General features: G+C 50.3%; 21 protein-coding genes and 1 pseudogene. 4 read left to right on the forward strand and 18 right to left on the reverse strand.

All coding sequences use genetic code 11. The features are described 5' to 3' along the window. Nucleotides 1-159 precede the first annotated feature (159 nt). From AC812_RS12885 to fusA, 7 genes are all read right to left on the reverse strand, one after another. Nucleotides 160-975, reverse strand: coding sequence for a DNA alkylation repair protein (locus AC812_RS12885; protein ID WP_061915416.1), 816 nt, complete (start codon nt 973-975; stop codon nt 160-162). Nucleotides 976-982: 7 nt separating this feature from the next. Continuing rightward, nucleotides 983-2416, reverse strand: a complete 1434-nt coding sequence (gene proS, locus AC812_RS12890; RefSeq protein ID WP_061915420.1) for a proline--tRNA ligase — start codon at nt 2414-2416, stop codon at nt 983-985. A gap of 6 nt (nt 2417-2422) precedes the next feature. Beyond that, nucleotides 2423-2974 (reverse strand): LOG family protein, encoded by a 552-nt coding sequence (locus AC812_RS12895; protein ID WP_061915422.1) that lies wholly within the window; start codon nt 2972-2974, stop codon nt 2423-2425. A gap of 17 nt (nt 2975-2991) precedes the next feature. Further along, a complete protein-coding gene (locus AC812_RS12900) occupies nt 2992-3306 on the reverse strand; it encodes a MazG-like family protein (protein ID WP_061915425.1) in 315 nt (104 codons plus the stop codon). Further along, nucleotides 3293-4504, reverse strand: a complete 1212-nt coding sequence (locus tag AC812_RS12905; protein ID WP_062158926.1) for a glycosyltransferase 87 family protein — start codon at nt 4502-4504, stop codon at nt 3293-3295. The genes AC812_RS12900 and AC812_RS12905 overlap by 14 nt, the downstream gene beginning before the upstream one ends. 7 nt (nt 4505-4511) lie before the next feature. Then, nucleotides 4512-4745, reverse strand: a complete 234-nt coding sequence (locus AC812_RS12910) for a hypothetical protein (protein ID WP_061915432.1) — start codon at nt 4743-4745, stop codon at nt 4512-4514. 87 nt (nt 4746-4832) lie between these two features. Next, nucleotides 4833-6908, reverse strand: a complete 2076-nt coding sequence (gene fusA, locus AC812_RS12915; RefSeq protein ID WP_061915435.1) for an elongation factor G — start codon at nt 6906-6908, stop codon at nt 4833-4835. 177 nt (nt 6909-7085) lie between these two features. Between fusA and AC812_RS12920 the strand changes: the two genes are divergently transcribed. Together AC812_RS12920 and AC812_RS17665 are read left to right on the forward strand one after the other, a co-directional pair. Continuing rightward, nucleotides 7086-7664, forward strand: a complete 579-nt coding sequence (locus AC812_RS12920) for a class I SAM-dependent methyltransferase (RefSeq protein WP_061915439.1) — start codon at nt 7086-7088, stop codon at nt 7662-7664. A 242-nt stretch (nt 7665-7906) separates the two neighbouring features. Further along, nucleotides 7907-8281, forward strand: a complete 375-nt coding sequence (locus tag AC812_RS17665; protein ID WP_061915441.1) for a hypothetical protein — start codon at nt 7907-7909, stop codon at nt 8279-8281. Nucleotides 8282-8288: 7 nt separating this feature from the next. Here AC812_RS17665 and AC812_RS12930 read toward each other — a convergent pair whose 3' ends face one another. The 6 genes and pseudogenes from AC812_RS12930 to recA all read right to left on the reverse strand — a co-directional run bounded on the left by AC812_RS12930 (nt 8289) and on the right by recA (nt 14069). Next, nucleotides 8289-8819, reverse strand: coding sequence for a GNAT family N-acetyltransferase (locus AC812_RS12930; RefSeq protein WP_061915444.1), 531 nt, complete (start codon nt 8817-8819; stop codon nt 8289-8291). Between the two features lies 1 nt (nt 8820). Continuing rightward, complete coding sequence (locus AC812_RS12935) at nt 8821-11481, reverse strand: CBS domain-containing protein (RefSeq protein ID WP_169787310.1); 2661 nt, start codon at nt 11479-11481, stop codon at nt 8821-8823. A gap of 277 nt (nt 11482-11758) precedes the next feature. Then, nucleotides 11759-12049, reverse strand: a pseudogene (locus AC812_RS18470) (C39 family peptidase); the annotation flags it as partial. A 21-nt stretch (nt 12050-12070) separates the two neighbouring features. After that, nucleotides 12071-12442 (reverse strand): hypothetical protein, encoded by a 372-nt coding sequence (locus AC812_RS17670; RefSeq protein WP_145962539.1) that lies wholly within the window; start codon nt 12440-12442, stop codon nt 12071-12073. Between the two features lie 12 nt (nt 12443-12454). Continuing rightward, nucleotides 12455-13033 carry an NBR1-Ig-like domain-containing protein gene (locus tag AC812_RS12940; protein ID WP_169787311.1) on the reverse strand — a complete coding sequence of 193 codons (579 nt, stop codon included), beginning with the start codon at nt 13031-13033 and terminating at the stop codon, nt 12455-12457. A 10-nt stretch (nt 13034-13043) separates the two neighbouring features. After that, nucleotides 13044-14069 carry a recombinase RecA gene (gene recA, locus AC812_RS12945; RefSeq protein ID WP_082149031.1) on the reverse strand — a complete coding sequence of 342 codons (1026 nt, stop codon included), beginning with the start codon at nt 14067-14069 and terminating at the stop codon, nt 13044-13046. A 619-nt stretch (nt 14070-14688) separates the two neighbouring features. Between recA and glnA the strand changes: the two genes are divergently transcribed. Continuing rightward, nucleotides 14689-16029, forward strand: coding sequence for a type I glutamate--ammonia ligase (gene glnA, locus AC812_RS12950; protein ID WP_061915456.1), 1341 nt, complete (start codon nt 14689-14691; stop codon nt 16027-16029). 8 nt (nt 16030-16037) lie between these two features. Here glnA and AC812_RS12955 read toward each other — a convergent pair whose 3' ends face one another. Genes AC812_RS12955 through tgt form a run of 5 tightly spaced genes read right to left on the reverse strand, consistent with a single transcriptional unit; the run spans nt 16038 to nt 19886 of the window. Continuing rightward, the gene (locus AC812_RS12955; protein WP_201797705.1) at nt 16038-16970 is read right to left on the reverse strand and encodes a TIGR00269 family protein; all 933 of its coding nucleotides are present in this window, start codon (nt 16968-16970) and stop codon (nt 16038-16040) included. Next, a complete protein-coding gene (locus AC812_RS12960) occupies nt 16967-17167 on the reverse strand; it encodes a MoaD/ThiS family protein (RefSeq protein ID WP_061915459.1) in 201 nt (66 codons plus the stop codon). The genes AC812_RS12955 and AC812_RS12960 overlap by 4 nt, the downstream gene beginning before the upstream one ends. Nucleotides 17168-17216: 49 nt before the next feature. Continuing rightward, complete coding sequence (locus AC812_RS12965; protein WP_061915462.1) at nt 17217-17951, reverse strand: type 2 periplasmic-binding domain-containing protein; 735 nt, start codon at nt 17949-17951, stop codon at nt 17217-17219. Then, nucleotides 17938-18762: an undecaprenyl-diphosphatase UppP gene (uppP, locus tag AC812_RS12970; protein WP_061915465.1), complete on the reverse strand. Its 825-nt coding sequence runs from the start codon at nt 18760-18762 to the stop codon at nt 17938-17940. Before uppP ends, AC812_RS12965 begins: the two co-directional genes overlap by 14 nt. Further along, complete coding sequence (gene tgt / locus AC812_RS12975; RefSeq protein ID WP_061915645.1) at nt 18759-19886, reverse strand: tRNA guanosine(34) transglycosylase Tgt; 1128 nt, start codon at nt 19884-19886, stop codon at nt 18759-18761. Before tgt ends, uppP begins: the two co-directional genes overlap by 4 nt. Before the next feature lie 117 nt (nt 19887-20003). On the opposite strand from tgt, the gene alr reads away from it, so the two are divergent. After that, nucleotides 20004-21134, forward strand: coding sequence for an alanine racemase (gene alr, locus AC812_RS12980; RefSeq protein WP_114676093.1), 1131 nt, complete (start codon nt 20004-20006; stop codon nt 21132-21134). The last annotated feature ends 2 nt before the right edge of the window (nt 21135-21136 follow it).

Here is a 21136-nt window from a genome sequence, read left to right on the forward strand (position 1 = left end):
TGTGGGATCGTATTGCCTTCGGGCCAGGGGGTTTCTCAAGGACAATAAAAGGGATTCCTCTGCTGCTCACGGGGAAGCGTTGGAAGGCAGGGTGATCAAAGACCTCTCAATTTCAACAACTTTGAGAAAACCCTCGCTTCTTTCGGAGGCAGAACCCGCTTATCCTGGAGGAGTTGACCTTTGAAGAACAGGGCGAATCCTTTCTCGAACCTCTGCTGGAAAGGCAGGTAAACAGCGGCGGATCAAGCGGCGGAGATCTTCCGATGCTGCCGAGCCGACTAACTGGCGGATGTAATAAACCACTTCGGCCGGCGTTCGCTCGGCTAAAGTGATCAGCACCTGACTCAATTCGTGGTTTAGGGCTTTAGGGCTGCTTTGAAAGAGAGGTGTGCAAAGATCAAACACCTGGGGCAGATTCTCAAACTCGCGGTCGCTGAGCAAGGGCAAAAGAGCCATCAAACTGAGCTTTTTAGATGGGATTGAAATACCGGATGCCCAATCTTGAATTTTAGCAAGCCAGCGTTGAATGGCATGCCGACGCAGGTTGACTGTGCCTCGCTCAAAAAGTGCTTCGAGCAATTCGCGGTCCTTTTCTGAAAATGCCCATTCTTCGATGGTTTGAAGAGTATGTTCAAATTCAGATGGTGGAAGCAGCCCTAACAGGTAGGTCGCCAGCAAGCGGGGCTCCTCTTTATCCTCTTTCCAAAGCACATTTGCTAAATTGAACGCCGGTGTTGGGTTTTCATTCACCAGAGCGTAAAGGGAAAGTTCGATTTGTCGAACTACAACCGGCGGTACGTGATAAGCCTCTATTTGACGGCTGGATTCTGGTGCGCTGGCTGCTGCACGGTAGGTGTGATCTGAATAGGTATCCAGTAAGTTTCGCAACTGAATGACATATTCTTTGGGCTGGGTATATTTCCAGCGCAATAGCTCAATTTGTTTCTTTAAATGGGTGAGCGAGACTGCCGGCATTCGTCCATCAATATGCGCGGGCAAAGTAGACTTTGCGCTGGGCTGGTTTACCGCACACAATACAGGTACCTTTACCTTCCGGTTGGTCAAGCGGCATGCAGCGGGTGGTGGCTTTGGTGTCTTCTTTGACTCTGGCCTCACATTCCGCGCTGCCGCACCACCATGAGAATGCCCAGCCGTTTTGCACCACTTCTTTCAGTTCCTCATAATTATTCGGGTCAAAAATATGCTCGTCGCGGAAGTGGGTGGCCCTTTCCAGCAGGGCTGCCTGGATTTCGTCTAAAACATTGCCAATCTGAATCGATAGTTGATCCACAGGCAGGGTGGATTTACCAGCCTTGCCGGGTAGGTGACGTCGGGCAAGTGTTACAACCCCATGATCCACATCTTTAGGCCCAATTTCAATGCGGAGCGGCACCCCTCTTAATTCCCAGTCATTGAATTTGAAACCGGGGGTGACCTCGGTTCGTAGATCCACTTTGAACCGCCATGCGGAAAGTTGTTTTTCAACCTGCTGTACAGCAGCAAAAACTTTTGATTGTTCCTGATCGTTTTTGTAGATCGGTACTACCACAATTTGAATGGGAGCCAATCGCGGCGGGAGAATTAATCCCTGATCGTCCCCATGAGTCATAATGATTGCGCCGATGAAACGAGTGGATAGGCCCCAAGAGGTTGTCCAACAGTATTGCAGGGAGTTGTTCGGGTCAAGGTATTGAATTTCAAAAGCACGGGCGAAGTTTTGTCCCAAAAAGTGAGAAGTTCCCGCCTGCAACGCGCGGGTATCGCCCATCATCGCCTCGATGGTGTACGAATCTACTGCACCGGCGAATTTCTCCGTTTCACTCTTTTTGCCGGGAATGACCGGCACAGCGGCTTCATTTATGGCAAAGTCGGTATAAACATTCAACATCCGGACAGTTTCTTCAACGGCTTCCTCGGCGGTCGCATGGGCGGTGTGGCCTTCCTGCCAGTAGAACTCCAGCGTGCGCAGGAACAGGCGGGTGCGCATTTCCCAACGGACCACATTCCCCCATTGATTGATGAGAACCGGCAGGTCCCGATAAGACTTGATCCATTTGGAGTACATGTAACCGATGATAGTTTCCGAGGTGGGACGGACAACTAATGGTTCTTCCAGTTTTTCACCGCCGCCGATGGTTACAACCGCCAGCTCGGGGGAAAAACCTTCAACATGTTGCTTCTCTTTTTCCAAAAAAGACATGGGAATAAAGAGGGGGAAGGCAGCGTTGACGTGACCGGTTGCCTTAAAACGTTTATCCAACGCCTGCTGAATGTTTTCCCACAAGGCCCAGCCATACGGGCGGACGACCATACAGCCGCGTACAGGGGCGTAATCAGCCATTTCGGCTCGTTGAATGACTTGATTGTACCATTCAGAGAAATTTTCACTTCGGGTGGGTAATTTTTCGGTGCTCATGCAACTTCATCCTGATTTTTTGGATTGGTTATTCGCAACAAACTGGTAGGCCTGGTCAACATCCCTTGCGAAGAGAAGTTTATCCCAATCGGCGGGGTTAGCCATTTCAGCCATTTCGTGTCGAATGGTTTCAAAAATGGTTTTCCATTCTTCCCCGACCAGAACGAGCGGGCGGGGGGGTAAGGCCTGAATCACCAGTAGATTCCAGTAGAGGGTTGTTTCGGCCAGTGTTCCGGCGCCACCGGGTAAGGCAATGGCAGCATCACAACCATAGATCAACCGTTGAATTCGTTCCAATAAAGTTTGCGTGCGCCATTCTTCTTTCACCCAGCGGTTTGGGCCGTTTTTTCGCCAGCGTTCGATTTGTTCACAGGTCACACCGATCACATGACCGCCGGCCTCAGCAGCGCCCCGCGATACGGCTTCCATGGTGCCCATGTACCCACCGGTCAAGACGGTGTGACCGCCTTCAGCGATCAAACGACCTAAACGTAAGGCATTTTCGTAAGCCGGCTGTCCCGGTTGGGGTTTTGAACTTCCAAATACGGTGATATTCATGGCTGAATGAATGTCTCTTATTTTACCTGATCCTGATCCCAATTGCGCTGGTAATTCTCTCGTAATTTCTTCAATATGGCTTGTTCGAGGTCAATCTGGCTCAGATGAGCCAGTTGAAAAAGATAAAGGGCAACATCGGCCAGTTCACCCGCCAGTTGATCGGGCTGGGTCGAGTTTTCTGACCATTGAAAATGTTCCAAAACCTCGGCGGTTTCAAGGCAGAGGGAGATGGCAATATTGCGTGGGGTTTGCGGGCGCGGGCTCTCGGCTTCGTACCAGCCTTTGCTGTGGACGAATTGATCCATCAATTTCAGGAATTCATGCAGGTGCATTCACGATTGCCTTTGGTTTAAATTTGGTGTATAGGAGTAAAAAAACGATAAGCCAGCAGGTTGTAAAGAAGAAAGGAAAAACCACATTTGTACTGGAAAGTGCAGGTAAAGGGACAGCAAAAGTCAACCAGGAAAAGGCTGAAAGAAAAATCCATAATATCTTTAGAGTAAGCCCAACCCGACTAATAAAAGGTTTGCTCCCAATAAATAGCCCAAGAATTAACAGTAACTGATCATTCGAAAGGGTTCTTGGCATGAGGAATACTGAAAGAATTGAAAGCAGGACAAAGAACAACAAGTTAAGATAGGACAAATTGGATATCTCAATATTCTCTGGTTTATAAACAACCCTTAACCAAACAAAAAAAGTCAGAATTGTTCCTGCCATCACAACCATAGTCCAAAAGGTCGACGGAATTTGAGTGAAAGACATGATAGAAGACAGTAAATAAGCGGGGGTAGATTGGTTGTAAATAGCGTATTTTTGCAATTGACCTACCCAAAAACTTAACCAATCAGGTAAAAGCACCCAGCTGATAATAACAAAGACCATTATCGAGAGGCAAAATGCCAGAATTGTGTAAAAATAGTGGCTTTTCAAACAAATCAATAATGCAAAAATCAGGAGTAACAAAGAAATTTGAGGTTTACCAATTGTCCATGCGAGCAAGAATCCGATATAGATTTGATGACGAGGCTTTGGCATCTCTTTGCTAAGTATCAAGACATAAAAGGAATATAGAAGAATCACACTGATTAGATTGCTAAAATTGCCCAATATGATTCCAAAACAGAACGGGTAGAAAGTCAGGCCAATAAAGATAAAGGATTTTTGTTCTTTATAAATTTGATACAGACAGGTAAGAAAAAGCAATAAATTCAGACTCATCCACAACGATTGGGATATAGAGATATCCAACCATGCAAAAGGCATAACCCAAAATAACATAAAAATGGGGTATGCAAAACCTAGCTGATCCTCATCGGGATGTGCCAGCCTGCCAAGGATACCCAGTTGAGCCATTTGGGTTACTTCTTCGGAGTAGGGATTCTTGCCTTCGAGAAGATACATTCTTGCAGCTGTGTAAAACGTGTAATAATCTGCCCCGAGGATATTATTTCCACTAGCAATTCGGATACCAAACGCCAGCAAACCCCAAATCGCCAGAAATAACAAAGAAACTTTCAGATAGTACAACCGGTTTTTACTTGTCTTTCCGTTCATTTTGGATGGATATATGGATAATTTTCAACGCAATCTGAGCTGATTTCACCTGTTCTGGGTGCCAGCCGGGCTCGCTGGTCATTTTTTGTAAATGGGCAATAATGGCTTGTTTTGAGTGTTTATCCAGTTCCAGAAAGGCTTTTTCGATTTGAGCAGGGTTTCGCGAAAGCAGGTTGTCCCAGAAAAGCTCAAGTGAATCTGGATTTTGTTCCATGACTTAAGCCTATCACAAAAAATAAAAAGAGGTTTGCCTGAGCCATTACCTGGGCGCAAACAAACCTCTCGATTATCGGTGAAGGGCTTATTCCTCGCGTTTTTCAGCCAGTTCCTTCTGCCGTTGGGCAACAATTTCGGCTTGAATGTGCGGGGGAACCATCTCGTAGCCGGCCAGTTCCATGTTAAAGATGCCTCTTCCACCGGTTAGCGAACGCAATTGGGTGGTGTACCGCAGCATTTCAGCCAGAGGCACCGTGGCGGTGATGACCGAGCGACCCTTTTCCGTGTTCATACCCTGAACACGCGCCCGGCGGGTGTTCAGATCACCCAATACATCGCCCATGTTTTCTTCGGGGACGATGATCTGGACGTTCATGATTGGCTCATATAGTACCGGGCCGGCGTCTTTGAAAGCCAGCTTGAAAGCTTCGCGGCCAGCAATTTCAAAAGCTACTGGTTTCGAGTCAACCGGGTGTTCCTTACCATCGTAGACAGCCACCAGCACGCCGCGGATTGGGTAGCCCGCCAAAACACCTTCCTTCATGACGTTCTGGATACCTTTCTGGATGGATGCGGCATAGGTTTGGGAGATGGCGCCGCCAAATACTTCCCAGGTAAAATCAAAGTCCTTGTCTGCCAAAGGCTCAACCCGCAGATGAACTTCACCGAATTGGCCGGCACCACCGGTTTGTTTCTTGTGGCGGTACATGGCGGTGGCTTTGCGGGTGATTGTTTCCTGATACGGAACTTTGGGCTCGCCGATGAGCAGGTTGACCTGGAATTTGGTTTCCGCACGGCGGATTGCTACATCAATGTGCTGATCGCCCATGCCTTGCAGGATGGTCTGCAAAGTTGCCGGTTCGTTGTACCATGAGAGGGTCATATCCTCTTCGCACAAACGGGTGAGGGTTGGGCTGATCTTGGTCGAGTCTGCCTGGGTTTTGGGGAAGATTGCCACGCGGTAAAGCGCATTGGGATATTCCGGAACGGGCAGGGTGAGCGGATGAGCTTTATCTCCCAGTGTGTTACCGGTTACTGTTTCGGAAAGTTTTGGAACCACGCCAATATCACCGCTGTGAATCACTTTTACGGGGATGTTCTCTTTACCGCGCGGAATACTGACGGTGCCAAACCGTTCTTCAACACCTTTATTTTGATTCCAGACCCGGCTATCGGATGTAACCATGCCGGAGTACACGCGGAAGAAGGTTTGTTTACCTACGAAGGGATCGGCAGTGGTCTTCCAGACATAGGCTGCCAGTGGGCCGGAATCGGAGGCGGTTAACAGCTCTTCCTCGCCGTTTTTACCAATGGCTTTTACCGGCGCAATTTCTGCCGGAGAGGGGAAGAAGTCAACGATGGCATCCAACAGGCGGAAAATGCCGGTTTCGGTTGTGGCGGAAGTGGCGAAGACGGGCACGAAACTACCCTGCCGGATGACGGCTTTCAAACCACGAACAACCTCTTCGTTGCTCAATTCACCACTTTCGAGGTATTTTTCCAGCAACTCGTCTTCGCCTTCTGCCGCGGCTTCGACCAGTGCAAAACGGGCTTCTTCAGCGGCAGAACGGTATTCAGCGGGAATGTCCACGATGGTTTTACCATCGCCTTTGTAGGCTTTCATGGTGATCAGGTCAATGACACCCTGAAAACTGGCCTTTTCACCCCAAGGCAATTGAACGGGGATGAGTCGGGTTTCGGTCAAGTTTTGGATGGAGGCTAATGCCTTTTGGAAATTGGCATTGTCGCGATCCATTTTATTGATGACCACGAAGCGGGGTAATTGGAAGGTATTACAGTAGTTCCAGGCAATTTCAGTACCCACTTCTGCACCGGCAACCGAATCGACTACGATGATGGCCCCATCGGCAACACGCAAGGCGGAGATCACCTCGCCGATGAAATCGGTATAACCGGGTGTGTCCAGTAGATTGATTTTGACATCCCGGTATTCGACGGGAAGTACGCTCGTGTAAAGAGAAATTCCACGGCGAATCTCTTCCTCATCGAAGTCGGAGATCGTTGTGCCATCTTCAACTCTACCGAGACGAGTGGTCGCTCCGGTCAGATGAAGCATGGCTTCTGCCAGCATGGTCTTGCCGGCGCTGCTGTGAGAGGCGAGGGCGATATTACGGATAGACTCAGTGGTATATTCCTTCATGAAACAAACCCTTCTGGATTACATGGAATTAACTCGTTTATTTTAAGGCCCAAGTGATAAATTGTCAAAGCATGCCCCTTCGGTTTTGGCTTTTTCTTTCCCACAAACCCTGCCTATTATATCAGCAGCCACAAAATCTGGGGTGACGAAATTGGTGATTGAGGCTACAATGTTTTTATGCAAGAATGGTTGAAACGATTGAAATATGAATGGCGTTACCTGTTTGGTCAACCGCCCTGGGATACGGGCATCTCGCCGCCAGAGTTGACGGAGTATCTTGCCTCTCATCCCGCTGGCCGAGCATTGGACCTGGGGTGCGGCACGGGTACCAATGTCGTTACAATGGTAAAAGCGGGTTGGCAGGTTATCGGTGTGGACTTCTCTCGGCGGGCTATTTCTCTGGCGCGGGAAAAGTTGACTCAATGTGGTTTGAACGCTGAATTGCGGGTGGAAAGCGTGACCGATTTGAACGCCATTTCACCGGGTTTTGATTTGATTCTGGACATTGGTTGTTTCCATCAATTGGAAATGAGGGAACGAGAAAGGTATCTCCACAACGTTCAAAGGCTGCTCAAGCAAGGAGGGGATCTTCTACTGTATGCCCACTATCGAAGGTCACCGGAAGAAGCTCATGGGATTGACGAAACCGATGTGGAACGATTTTTGTCGGTTTTGCGTCTCATCCGTAGAACCGAAGGCTGGGAACGAAATACTCGCGCGTCGGTATGGCTGTGGTTTCAAAAGGATCTGATGTGACGAAAAAAAAGTTTATTCCAATTCTGCTGATCGGGCTTTTCTTCGCAATTTTCTTGAATTCCTGTCAATTTTTACAGATACCTCAATCGCTGGAGGAAAATTTCTCACTTGATTCGAAAAGCCGAACCAATACACCCGCTAACCCAGATACACAGAGCCTTTCCATTACGTCATCCAATTGGAGTGAAACACCTTGTGCGTATACCTGGGCGAGTCAATCCTTACCGGAGGAAAGCCAACAGATGGATCAACTTCTCAAACAGGCGGGGTTTGAAAATGTAAGGGTTGTTGCGGAAGCGTTTGGTGAAAATTGTGTAAATGCCGAAGGACAAAATGTTCGATTTGCTGTCATGCAAACCGATGTTCGTCTGTTTGTGACAGTCGGAAGTTTATCCAACCCGGCTGAATTAGGGGAGTTGGCCGCCAGTCTTTTGAACACCATTTTTCAAATACCCGCAACTGCATTACCGGGAACACAACCGGGTTATGTGGGGATTCAGTTCACCAGCAGCCAGCAAGAAGTTTTGAACTTGTGGTTCAAACGGGATTGGGCGGAACGATTGCTGCAATCCGGTATTCGGGGTGAGGAATTGTTACGTGAACTGCAAAGAAAATGAGCACCGATTAGCATAGTTTCTTTTCCATGCGCCATGCAGGTTCTTCGACGGTTTGACGAACGCCCTTGTCATCCACAAACGACCAGATGCCGGGTTCTGCGGCCACGATGTGGAATCCCAGGCGCAGGTAGAGGCGTAGAGCATCCAGATTATCTCTGGCGACATTCAGGGTGAGGAACTGAAACCCACGCCGAATTAAATCCATTTCCACATGGCGAACCATGTGGCTGCCTAAACCTTGATTTCGAAAATCATGATGGACGCGAAAGGAGTACAAATAGGCGCGCTTTATCCCATCTGCAAGCTCGTGGCGGTTGCAAATCAATTGAATAAAAACCTGTGCAATAATGCCCTTCTCAGGTAATTCGGCGACCCACAGGACGGAATAACCCATCTGAGCCCGCTCAAAAGCCTCCGCATATACCCGTCGGAAGTGGCTAAACTCGCCGTCCCATTCCAGAGCGGGTAAGTCGTCCTTGCGGACATTGCGAATGATGACGGTTTCCAGCCAGTCTCGGGGTAGGATTTGAGCAGTCATTTTATTGAATGATTTGAGTGTAAATCAGTTGATTTAACAGGGCATTTTCCTGTTCTCGCGAGGTGATTTTTCCATCCAGCCATGCGGCACGCAATGCCCAGAGTATGCGGCGGTAAACCGGACCGGGCTCAATGCCCATCGCGTGCAGGGTGTAACCATCCGTCAGGGGTTGCACTTTTTGCCATTCGGTGGCATAACGATTGAGAATCTGGCAAATTTCATTGCCTGGGCAGAGGCAGACGATTGCATATAATGCAGGTATGGGCGCTTCTTCAAGACGGGCAACCACCCGGCTGGGAGGCTGACCGATCAATTGGGGTAATTCGTCCATCAGATGGTTGCCTGCCAGAATGGCATTCTGGAGGTGATGACTCAGTTTCAATCGCTCACAGATGGCACGACTGCTTACCGGTGGGAACGGGATCAACCAGACAAGGTAAGCCAGTGCGTTACGAATGGGTTGATTCCCCAAGCTTTCAGGAATCTGCCAGGCCGGATCGAGGGGTTCTTTGAGAACCCGCCACAAGGCATCGGATTTGGAAGCATCCCAATGCAGGTCCGGATGAATTGCTGAAAGAAGGTTCAATTCCTCCAACCGATTTAGAGCGCTGACAGGGTTTTCCTCAGCCAGAATCAAGTCCAGTTCATGACGCAAGCGATCACCAGAAACCTGTTTTAGGAGGTCATGAGCTTCGCTCATCAACTGGAGAGTACGACTTTCGATTCTGAAATTGAAACGCTGTTCAAAACGGACGGCACGCAACATGCGGGTTGGGTCATCCACAAAGGAGAGGGAGTGAAGGACGCGAACCAGTTTTTTCTTGATGTCATTCATGCCGCCCCAGTAGTCGTAAAGGGTTGCGTAATGGCGCCCATCCAATCGCAAAGCCAGCGTATTGATCGTGAAATCCCGGCGGTGTAAATCAAGTTTAATACTGCCGCGTTCGACGGTCGGCAGGGCAGTGGGATAGTTGTAAAATTCGGTTCGCGCGCTGATGAGATCTAGGGAGTCGGGTAGATCTTCGGCTCTCAGCTCGCCTTCAGCTTTCATTTTTTCAATCAGCGCAGAGCGGATTGCGCCAATTTGCCACTTGGCGGTTCCAAAGCGGCTATGACTGGTTACTTTACCCCCGTACTTTTTCTCCAACGCCCTAGCCAGAGCAATAGCATCTCCCTCCACAACCAGATCAAAATCAATGGAGGGACGTTCCAGGATCAGATCACGCACAAACCCCCCGACCACATATATCGGCAAGCGATGGCGGTGGGCTTCTTCGGCAATCGTCTTCAATAACGCCAGACGGGCTGGGGGTAGGGCTTTTTCTAACCGGTCAGCAAAATTTTTTCTTTCCGGCTGGATGGTATCCTCTTTGCCAATTTGTTTGAGCAAATCGGTGCGGGTAACGATACCGATGATCTGGTGTGTTTCCGGATCAACCACAGGCACCTGACCCCAGCCGGTATCGGCCATTAATTGTTGAAGGTAGGGAAGGGGTGTATCGGGCGTGACGAAGTGCTCGCCGGCATCCATCAGGCTGACGGCAGGTAGATTGAGTTTATGGGCCAAAGCACGATCCACGGCACGTCGGGTGAGTAATCCAACTACCCGCCCGTCTTTGACTACTGGATAGCCTTCATATCCATAGCGCTGCATCAAACGCGCGGCTTCCTCGGCTGAGGTCTCCGGTTTCAATACCCGTGGGTTGCGGGACATGATCTTTCCAACCGTAATGGCAGGTTGAACGATGGAAGGGAGCGCTTCTACCAAACGGTTGTAAATCTCGTCAATGTCGGGGGAAGGCTGGGTGGCTTTATCCCCGGTACGAATCAGAGCAGCGGCTGCTTTCTCATGTCCGCGTCCACCAAAGAGGGCAACCGTCTGAGCTACATTAACCCGCTCGGTTGTGGAGCGAGCAACAATGCGGATACCCTCGATGGTGTTGACCAGAAGAAACAGAGCGTCGGGGTCGAGCAAATCGCGCAATTTATGCGCAATACTGGAAATTTCCTCACTAATATCACGGGCCTCGGCTTTGGCAATGATGATATGCTGCCCATGAATATGCAGGCTTTCAGCGTTTTGCAAGAGACGGTTATATAACTCGCGTTGCTGTTCGGAGAGCGGCGGGTTGAGGTATTCGTCAACCAGATTCAGACTGGCACCTTGTTCCAGCAAAAAAGCGGCCGCACGCAAGTCGCGCGGAGTAGTGCTGCTGTAAGTCAGGCTTCCCGTGTCCTCGTAAATGCCCAGAAGCAGCAACGTTGCCTGTAATGTGTTCAACGGGCCGTTGTGGTCTTGAATGTCTTCAATCAACAAAGTGGTTGTTGCGCCCACCCGTTCGATTACCAATGTCCAATCGGGCGGCAAGTCTTCGCGGGCTTGATGATGATCAATCACATGAACAAGGGTGTCGTCTTTCATTCCCTTGAGGGTGATCAAGGATTGAGTATCCACCAGGGTTACAATTTCAATATCCTCAGCGGGGAGGTCGCGCGCCTCGATGAAGGGCAGTTCTGCGCCGTAAAGGTTCAGGAATGCCCGCACATTGCGGTTGACACGTCGAGGTAGAACTGGTAGAGCCCGCTCATTAAGGATATGGGCAGCCAATAAGGCAGCAATGGCATCGAAATCGGCTTGCTCGTGGGTCAAAATCACCTGCATGACTATATTGTAACGGAAATTAAGTTGAAAAAGGCTGATATCATTGCCAAGCTCTGAATTATTTTGATGGATTCGGGTTTTCAAAAGGAGGTTATCGGGAACGATAAATGATTGCCATGTTGCCCAAAACCTGGAAGGATGCAAGAAAAACGTCCCAAGACCGCCAGTAAACCAAAGCCCCATCCAGTAAAGTAACTCCGTTTGGGTCATATCCGATGAGGATGGCTGTGTGTTCATTGGGGGCAACGGTGATTGTCTCCCCCGCCTGGGTAGTGTATTAAAGGGCATAACCCGGTGAAGTGCCAAAAATAATCCAAACAATCACCGGGTGGCCGGCAGCGATTTCTGCTTTTATTTCCTCCGCACTTAAACCCACAACATCTTCAGCCGGCAGGCCGTAGGCGCGGAGGAGGGCTGCAACCGGTGCTGCATGAACACCGTAGGGGTCCGGGGGGATTAAGCCACCGGGACCGTTAGGGTTTCCAACAAAACCTTTATTTGGATCATCGGATTGGGGGAGCTGGGATAAAAATTCCAGTTCATGAATTGAAACACCAAAATAGGCTGCCCAATCTGCCGCAGAGCGCGATTAACAGGAAAGGTTCAGTGTTTGCGGATAGCCACGAATACCTTGTATTTTTGCCGAAGGAGGAAGTTGAACGGTCGGTTCGAGAGCAGGCATGACCGCTGGCGGTGTAGTTGGAGTGGGTGTCGGTGTAGGGGCGGAAGTAGAAGTGGATAGCGGTTGAAAAGGGGTGGGAGTTTCCGGAAAGCCGCCAAATCCAAGAGCTAAGCTGGGGCTGGGAGAGGGTTGTGGGGAATAACCCGGCACTTGTCCCCTTATTGAGAGGCGATTTTCGAGCCCTGCGATAACCAGGATGATCAAAACCAGAATTAACCCGATGGCTGGTAGAAGATAAGGAAAAATACTGCCGCTTTGGGTGGTGGAGTCCCTTTTCATCGGCGGCGAGGATCAGGGTTCAATGATGATATCCATAAAAATTGGATCGCCAAAGGGTTGATCCTGTGAGTTGTAAGCCTGCCATGCACTCCGGTAATTGCCCGGTTCGGATGGAGCCTGAAATAATATGCGAATGACGGCTCGGGTTCCGCTGCGAGCCGGGATTAGCGCTTGTTGGGTCCCGGCGCCCATTTCATCTCCGGCAATCAATCGAATAGAATAACCAATTTCCCAATTGCAGGTGCCACTGTTTTCTACTTCCCAGCGCTTATCAATGGATGCGCCGGCCTGGATGATGCTGCCATCCGGCACGGTTAAGTCGTTGATGAAGGTTAACCCATCTGCACAGGGTAGAGTGGGGGTTGGTTGGGACTGGCCGGGGGTGAGACTGGGTTCAATGCGTACAGGTGCAGATGTTGGCGGTAAAAACAAAGGTGACTGGCCGGCGGGCGAAGGAACGCGTTGAGGGGGTGCAAAAGTACAGCCCTGAAGGATTAGCACCAGGGCTGCAAGGTTCCAGGCCAATTTGAATCGGGAAACGCCATGTGAAATGGTAAAAATTTCCCTCTCAAACGATTTTTGTGATTTCATTGCCTCGAAATCAAATCTCGTCCGAGAAACCTTCATCGCCGCTATCTGCAGCAAAAGCCAGAGGTATTTCTCCGCCTAAAGCTCGCTGGCGCACGGCGTTTTCAATCTCAAGGGCAAGTTCGGGGTTTTGGCGCAGAAACTCTTTCGCGTTTTCGCGCCCTTGACCGAGGCGAATATCGCCGTATGAGAAGAAAGCTCCTCGTTTGGTGATGATGTCCAATCCTGTTGCAAGATCAAGGATGTCGCCGGTCTTTGATATCCCTTCGTTGTACATGATATCGAATTCTGCGGTACGGAAAGGTGGGGCAACTTTGTTCTTGACGACTTTAACCCGCACGCGGTTTCCAATCACTTCTGCTCCAACTTTGATGGACTGGATGCGCCGGATATCCAGCCGAACCGATGCATAAAATTTGAGAGCCAGCCCCCCAGGAGTGGTTTCGGGGTTACCAAACATCACGCCGATTTTCTGCCTTAATTGATTGGTGAAGACGACCGCAGTTTTGGTTTGATTGATTGCACTGGAGAGTTTTCGCAAAGCCTGAGACATCAGGCGGGCTTGCATACCCATTGTCGCATCGCCCATGTCCCCTTCGATTTCATTGCGCGGAACGAGAGCAGCTACCGAGTCGATTACCACCAGATCAATTGCCCCGGAACGAACGAGAGTTTCGGTGATTTCAAGAGCCTGTTCACCGGTGTCGGGCTGCGAGATGTATAAACTGTCAATATCCACACCTAAGCGGGCTGCGTATGCCGGATCAAGCGCATGTTCCATATCCACGTAGGCAGCCGTGCCCCCCATTCGCTGGGCTTCGGCGACCAGATGCAGACACAGGGTAGTTTTTCCGGAAGATTCCGGACCAAAAATTTCCGTGACTCTGCCGCGAGGAATGCCGCCAACGCCCAGTGCAATATCAAGGGAAAGAGAGCCGGTGGGGATGGCTTCGACTTCCAGATGTTGAGCCTCGCCAAGTCGCATAATAGCGCCATCGCCATAGCGCTTGAGAATATCACCAAGGGCTTTGTCAAGCATGGCTCTGCGGGCATCATCCTGAGGATTGCCGCCGCCAGCCGGTAATGGGGTAGAAGAAGGGTTTTTACGCGCCATGAAAAATCTCCTGAAGGGTTCTGGTTAATTATGATTATATCTGTATCTCGCAAATTGCGAGTACATTCCGGGATTCAATCATCAATTCATTATAGTATATTTGTTCTATTCGTCAAGGATTTAATCAACTTTTTACAAATTCCCTCTTGACATGGACTGTTGAAATTGATAGTATATTACCAACTTAATGGCAAGTTACAATCGAATAGATGGAGAAATAGCGGCTGAGTCCTGTCGAAAACCGGCAGGATGACGAGGTGGAGGTTCCTCTCTGCGAAGAGAGCGCTAACCCTGCAAAGCAGGGGAAAATCGAAGGATCAGCGGATGCCTCTGGAGCCCGGTCACAGGCTCCTTTCTCCCTTCCGGAAGAAGTGTCTGGCTGAAACCCTGCGGTAACGCTCGAACCAATGCCAGCGCAGTGACCGGCAGAGCCAAATGGCTTGACCGATGTGAATTTTGGAAGGGCAGCTGCTTGATCATTCCAGTCAATGAAGGGCATGCCCGGCATGCCCTGTATTATTTAAATCCCAAAGGAGGTTGTTCGATGGACGCCAAAGATTTACTCAAGAAAGTGAAAGAAGATAATATCAAGTTCATTTCATACCAGTTTATTGATGTGTTAGGATCGGTCAAATCGGTGGACGCACCGATAGACCAGCTGGAAGGTGCACTGGAAAACGGTGTTTGGTTTGATGGGTCTTCTGTAGAGGGCTTTGCCCGCATCCAGGAGTCGGACATGCACTTACGGATTGACCCCGAAACCTATGCAGTACTGCCATGGACACCGCCTGAATTAAAACGCGCCAGAGTCTTTTGCGATATTTATCACCCGGATGGTACACCCTTTGCCGGTGATCCACGCGGGAGCTTAAAGCGTGCCCTTCAAAAATTGAAGGATGAGCGCGGCTGGACATATAATGTGGGCCCTGAGCCCGAATTTTTCCTCTTCCGGCGGAACGGTACAGAAAGCATCCGTCCGGTTCCGCATGACGTGGGAGGATATTTTGACTTTTCCCCTAATGATGAAGCGGTGAGGGTACGAACCGAATTGATGGAAGCCCTCAATAAAATGGGGCTGGAAGTCGAAGTTGGGCATCACGAAGTGGCTTTGGGGCAGCATGAGATTGATTTTCGTTTTGCGGATGCCTTAAGGACTGCCGACAATGTGGTCACTTTAAAGTACACCGTTAAAGCAATTGCTGCTCAGCATGGTCTGATTGCTTCCTTCATGCCCAAACCCATTTTTGGGATTAATGGTTCGGGGATGCACTGCCATCAGTCGCTTTTTGACAAAGAGGGGAATAATCTCTTCTTTGCAGAAAATGACCCCTTCCATCTCTCGCCGATAGCCTATGGTTTCATTGCCGGGCAACTGGCACATGCCCGCGCACTATCGGCCGTGGTTGCGCCTACGGTAAATTCTTATAAGCGATTGGTGCCCGGCTACGAAGCTCCCGTCTATGTCGGTTGGGCGCAAATCAATCGGTCGGCGTTGATCCGCATCCCGCGTTACACCCCCGGCATGCATAAAGCCACCCGTGCCGAATTGCGCTGTCCGGATCCGTCCTGTAATCCGTATCTGGCTTTCAACGCCATGTTGAAGGCAGCATTGGACGGAATTGACCGCCAGTTAACCCCGCCGGAACCGCTCAATAATGTCAATGTTTATGAAATGGATGCTGCAGAACGCCGCGAGCGCGGAGTTGCCGAGTTGCCCGGCTCGTTACGTCAGGCACTGGAGGAGCTGGAAAAAGATGAGGTCATTCAAAGCGCATTTTCATCCAGCTTATACGAGGCGTTCGTGCGTGCCAAATGGACGGAGTGGGATGAGTTCCGTACGCAGGTATCGGACTGGGAAATTGAACGCTTCCTGGAGACGGCTTGAATTAGACCTCAGTTTTCTTCAAACAAACGGCAGGTTGCGCATAAATCACCCGTAGAGGTGGGTTGACCGCAGGACGGGCAGGGATTGAGGATGACCTCTCCCTGCTCGTCTTCGATGGGGTGGATGAATCCCTGTTCCATTGCATTAAAAAATCCCAGCAGAAAGCGCAATTTGACGCCGGGTTGCTGTTCTTCAAGGCGGTTCAGCAGGTCTTTGTATTGCAGTTGTTTGCTACCTTCGGCAAAGGGGCATTCTTCTTCAATGTATTCAATTCCACGCACAATCGAATAGGCCGCAGTTTCGCGTTCGGAGAAACGAATAAACGGTTTTACTTTACGAACAAAGCCTTCTTCAGCCTCCAGGACTGGCGATTGGCGCGGAATCTGCCGCAGGTTCCAGGATAGTAAGTTTCCAAACAGGAAGGATACCTCATCATCCAGATTATGGGCGGTAGCCAAAACACTGAAACCCAACTGGCGTGCCATTTGATTCATGGTGTGGCGTTTAATTAAACCGCAGACAGCGCACGGCTTTTGACGACCACGGTGGGTACGCAGGGCAATGGCAGGTACCGATTCGCCGCGCCGTTCCTCGACATGGTAAATGTGTAATTTTAATCTGCGTTGGTCCGCAAATTTTTGGGCGGCTTGTTGCGACTCATCCGAGTAGGCAAATTCCCCCCCAATACCGAGGTTGATGTATAAGCCTTCGGCTTCATAACCCAGTTGCCAGAGGACATCCCAAAGCGCAAGCGAATCTTTGCCGCCGGAAACGGCCACCAGAATCCGATCCTGATGGGTGAACATCCGATATTTTTCAATGAATCGTTGGGTTTGTTCGATGAACCATTGTGGGTAGTGATCTTTACAAAGCGCAAGGCGATGCTGCCGCATCCGAATCACGGCGCGTTGTGGACATTTGTGACAGCGGATGGTGGTCACCGCGCACCCCCCGAAATTGCGGAAATTACTTTGACCTCTTCTCCGTTTCGCAGGATGTCATTTTCATTCAGCAGTTCCCCATTCCGCACAATGAGGTGACTTTCGGGCGAAAGACCCAATTTTTGCAACGCTTCGCGAACGGTGAGCGTGCCTTCAACCTCTAATTTTTGTTTACGATAAATCAAAACGACCGGCATGGCTTCACCTCCTCAAAGGTGATTCATTTTAACACAAGTAAGAAGGGTCTTATTGCCCGATTTGTTTTTGAATGCAGAACAACCACTCCTGTACATACGGATCGGGCACAGTTAATTCTGCCAGCACAGGAAATTCACGGACATTTTGATCACCTTCAATGTTGACCAAAGTCACCTGTTCGTTGCTCCATTGTGTAGTGAGAATGCCGATTGCCGACGGATTTTCTACAATGTTCTTGCGCATTTGAAGCGGGTGGGGTGCTAGAAAGGCCAGCGCAGAAAGTGATTGCGGTGATAAACCGCTCCATTGACTAAAATTTTCCATGATGGAAAAGGATTGTGGGTAAAGCCAGAGTTGAATTTCGGCATCAGGCAGGTTTTCGGCAATTTCGTTCCATTGGCTAATCTTTCCGGTGAAAATCGCCTGCATTTTGGCATTGCTCAGCTCGCGAATTGCAAGAGCGGGATTGACTGCGACTTGTAGGGTATCACTTGTGATCTGGTAAGTATTTTTTGAGGGCGAGGTTGTTGAGCCCCAGTATATTTGGACGGTTGATTCAACTTCCGCCACAAGTGGGGTTTCTGTGGACAGAAGGATCCAGTTCCGCTCCGGGATTTGCTGACTGCAAGTTTGCATGGCGGGTCGTAGCCACTCGACAATCGGGTCCACTTGAATCTGCACAGAAGGGAGCGGGGTTGAGGTCGGCAGGGCGACTGGTTCAACGCTGCATGCGGTGATCAGCAGGATTGTCAACCCAAAAAGGAAGAGTTTATAAACCCGCATAAGAAAAAATCAAGGTTATTGCTGCCAGCAAAAGGCAGTAAACCGCAAATGGGCGCAATGAGCGGCGGGCGAGAAAACCCAGCAGCCAGTGAATGGATGAATAACCCACGATGGCGGCCGTAAAAAAACCTGCAATCATGCCGGGCAGGAAAGCAGCCAGATTGGGCAATTGAACTAAATCAATCAACCCAATCAGTCCCGCAGCTGCCATAATCGGGATGGACATCAGGAACGAAAAACGCGCAGCAGCGGGGCGGTCCAAATTGCGCGACATACCGCTGGCAATGGTCGCGCCGGAACGCGAGATACCCGGAAAGAGCGCCAGGGCTTGTCCAATTCCAATCCAGACGGCATCCACCCAGTTGAGAGTAGACAGGTCGCGGCTACGTTTCCCGATAGTTTCGGCAATCCACAATAAAGCTGCAGTTCCAATCAAGAAAAAGGCAACGCTCACCGGACTCTTAAAAGCCGCTTCGACGACATCCTTCAGTAAAATTCCGGCAATTCCGGCCGGCAGACTGGCAAGCACAAGCAGCCAGCCCAGACGGGAGGAGGAAGCGGAGAAAGGCTGACGGTTGACCAATCCTTGAATAACTTCGATCAGGATGCGCAGTAAGTCCTTACGAAAGTAAATTATGACGGCAACCAGCGTACCGACTTGAACCAGCACGTCAAACGGAAAAATCTGCTCGTCTGGTATTTGCCAGCCAAAAAAGAAGGGCGTCAAAACCAGATGCGCAGAACTGGAAATTGGCAGGAATTCTGTTATTCCCTGAATGATGCCAAGGATCAAAGCCTGTAAAAAATTCATGCTTGTGCCTTTTCCGGGAGAGTGTAATGGGCAAGGAACTCCTCTGCAAATTGTTCAAAAGTTCCTTCAAGGATCGCCCGCCGCGCATCTTGAACCAGATAAACGAGCGTGGCGATATTATGGATGGAGATGAGTGTTGCAGCCAGCATTTCTTTGGCAACGATCAAATGGCGCAAGTAAGCCCGGCTGAAATGGGTGCAGGTGTAACAGTGGCACTTTTCGTCTATTGGGCGGGGATCGCGGGCATGAGCCGCATTCATGAGGTTAAGCCGGCCCTGTCGGGTCATAGCGGCCTGATGACGGGCAAGGCGGGTTGGAAGTACACAGTCGAAAATATCCACGCCGCGGCGAATGCCGTTGATCAGGTCCTCGGGGGAACCTACTCCCATCAGGTAGCGGGGTTTGTCTTCCGGCAAAATCTGGTTGAGCAGTTCCAGTGTACGGTGCATTTCTTCTTTTGTTTCCCCTACCGAGAGACCGCCGATGGCATGGCCGGGAAACCCCAATGAAGAGATAAACCGGGCGGATTGCTCCCGCAGGTCCGGAAAAATACCTCCCTGAACGATACCAAATAGAGCCTGATCGGGGCGGGTTTGCGCAGCGAGACAACGTTCAGCCCAGCGATGGGTGCGAGCGACAGCCTGCTGGTTGTAGGCCCGGTCGTACGGGGGAGCGCATTCATCGAAGGCCATGATGATGTCAGCACCGAGTTGTTCCTGAACCTGAATGGCTTTTTCGGGCGTGAAACGGTGGATTGAGCCATCAATATGGCTCTTAAAGGTGACGCCGTCCTCATCAATTTTGCGCATTCCCGCCAGTGAAAAGACCTGAAAACCGCCCGAATCGGTCAAAATAGGAGAGTCCCATCGCATAAAGTGATGAAGACCACCCATCTCGGCTACCAGATCGGCACCGGGGCGCAGGTAGAGATGATAGGTGTTGGCCAAAACCAGCGTTACGCCAATTTCTTTTAGCTGGGCGGGGGTGACTGCCTTAACCGTTGCCTGCGTACCCACCGGTGCAAAGATGGGTGTCAGAAGGTCACCATGCGGCGTGTGGAAAACCCCGGCACGGGCATTGTGATCTTTTGCGACTAAATCATATTGGAAGTTGAAGGTCGTCATTCCACCAAATTCTATATATGGATTTACCAAGTCCAAAGGATTATAGCCTGATTCTTGCATTTGGCAAACCTTCGGTTTGGCTTGCAGGAACGCAAACCCCGTTTTATACTTGTGCACATGAATTCCCCCCTTCCTACCGCATGGCTGGAAATAGACCTCAGTGCCATTCAAAATAATTACCGGGAATTGTGCCGTATTAGCGGGGCAAAGGTGGCGGCGGTGGTCAAAGCCAATGCATATGGGCACGGTTTGGTTGAAGTTGCCCAAGCCGTACTCGAAGCCGGGGGCGAATGGCTGGCAGTTGCCCGCTTTGAAGAGGCTGAGCAGTTACGCAAAAACTGGATTATGGCCCCCGTTCTGGTGTTGGGATATACCCCGCCGGAACAAGTTGTGGAGGCAGCCAAAGAGAACATTCGCTTGACCCTGTTCGATACCCAGACGGCAATCCGGTATTCAGCCCAAACCAGCCAACGAGGGATGACCGTAAAGGTGCATATCAAGGTGAATACAGGGATGAACCGCCTGGGAATTGCTCCGCAGGATGCCGTCGAGTTCACCCGCTGGGTTTCTGGTCTTCCCGGCATTGAGGTGGAAGGTGTTTTTACGCACTTTGCGCGGGCAGATGAGCCGGCGGCAGATACGACCGATCGGCAGATACGCATCTTTGATGAGGTGCTTGCCAGCCTGCGTTCAGTCGGGATTCAACCGAAACTTTTCCATGCTTCCAATTCTGCGGCGGTTTTTAACTACCCGCAAGCGGCTTATGATATGGTGCGTTGCGGGATTGCATTGTATGGGCTGCATCCCTCCCCTGAAACCCTGCTGCCGGCAACATTCAGGCCTGCGTTGACCCTGAAAACTCGCCTGACAAGCATTCGGGAACTGGATGCTGGGGAAGGAGTCGGCTACAACTACCGCTACTACACGTCCAAGAAAGAGCGGATTGGCACCATCGCAATTGGTTATGCGGATGGTTTTCGAAGGGTGATGGGCAACAAAGTGCTGGTTAACGGCGTCGAGGTCCCTGTGGTTGGATCGGTTTGTATGGATCAATGTATGATTTCATTGGATGGCATTCAGGGCGTTCAGGTTGGGGATGAGGTCGTATTAATTGGCAAATCGGGTGGGCTTCAACGCACCGTCGAAGATGTGGCGAAAGAATGGGGCACGGTCAATTACGAAGTGGTCTGCGGAATGGCAGACCGCCTGACACGAAGATTCATTCACTCCAATGATAAGAAAGGCTAGTC

The organism is Bellilinea caldifistulae, from assembly GCF_001306055.1.
GTDB classification, from domain to species: domain Bacteria; phylum Chloroflexota; class Anaerolineae; order Anaerolineales; family Anaerolineaceae; genus Bellilinea; species Bellilinea caldifistulae.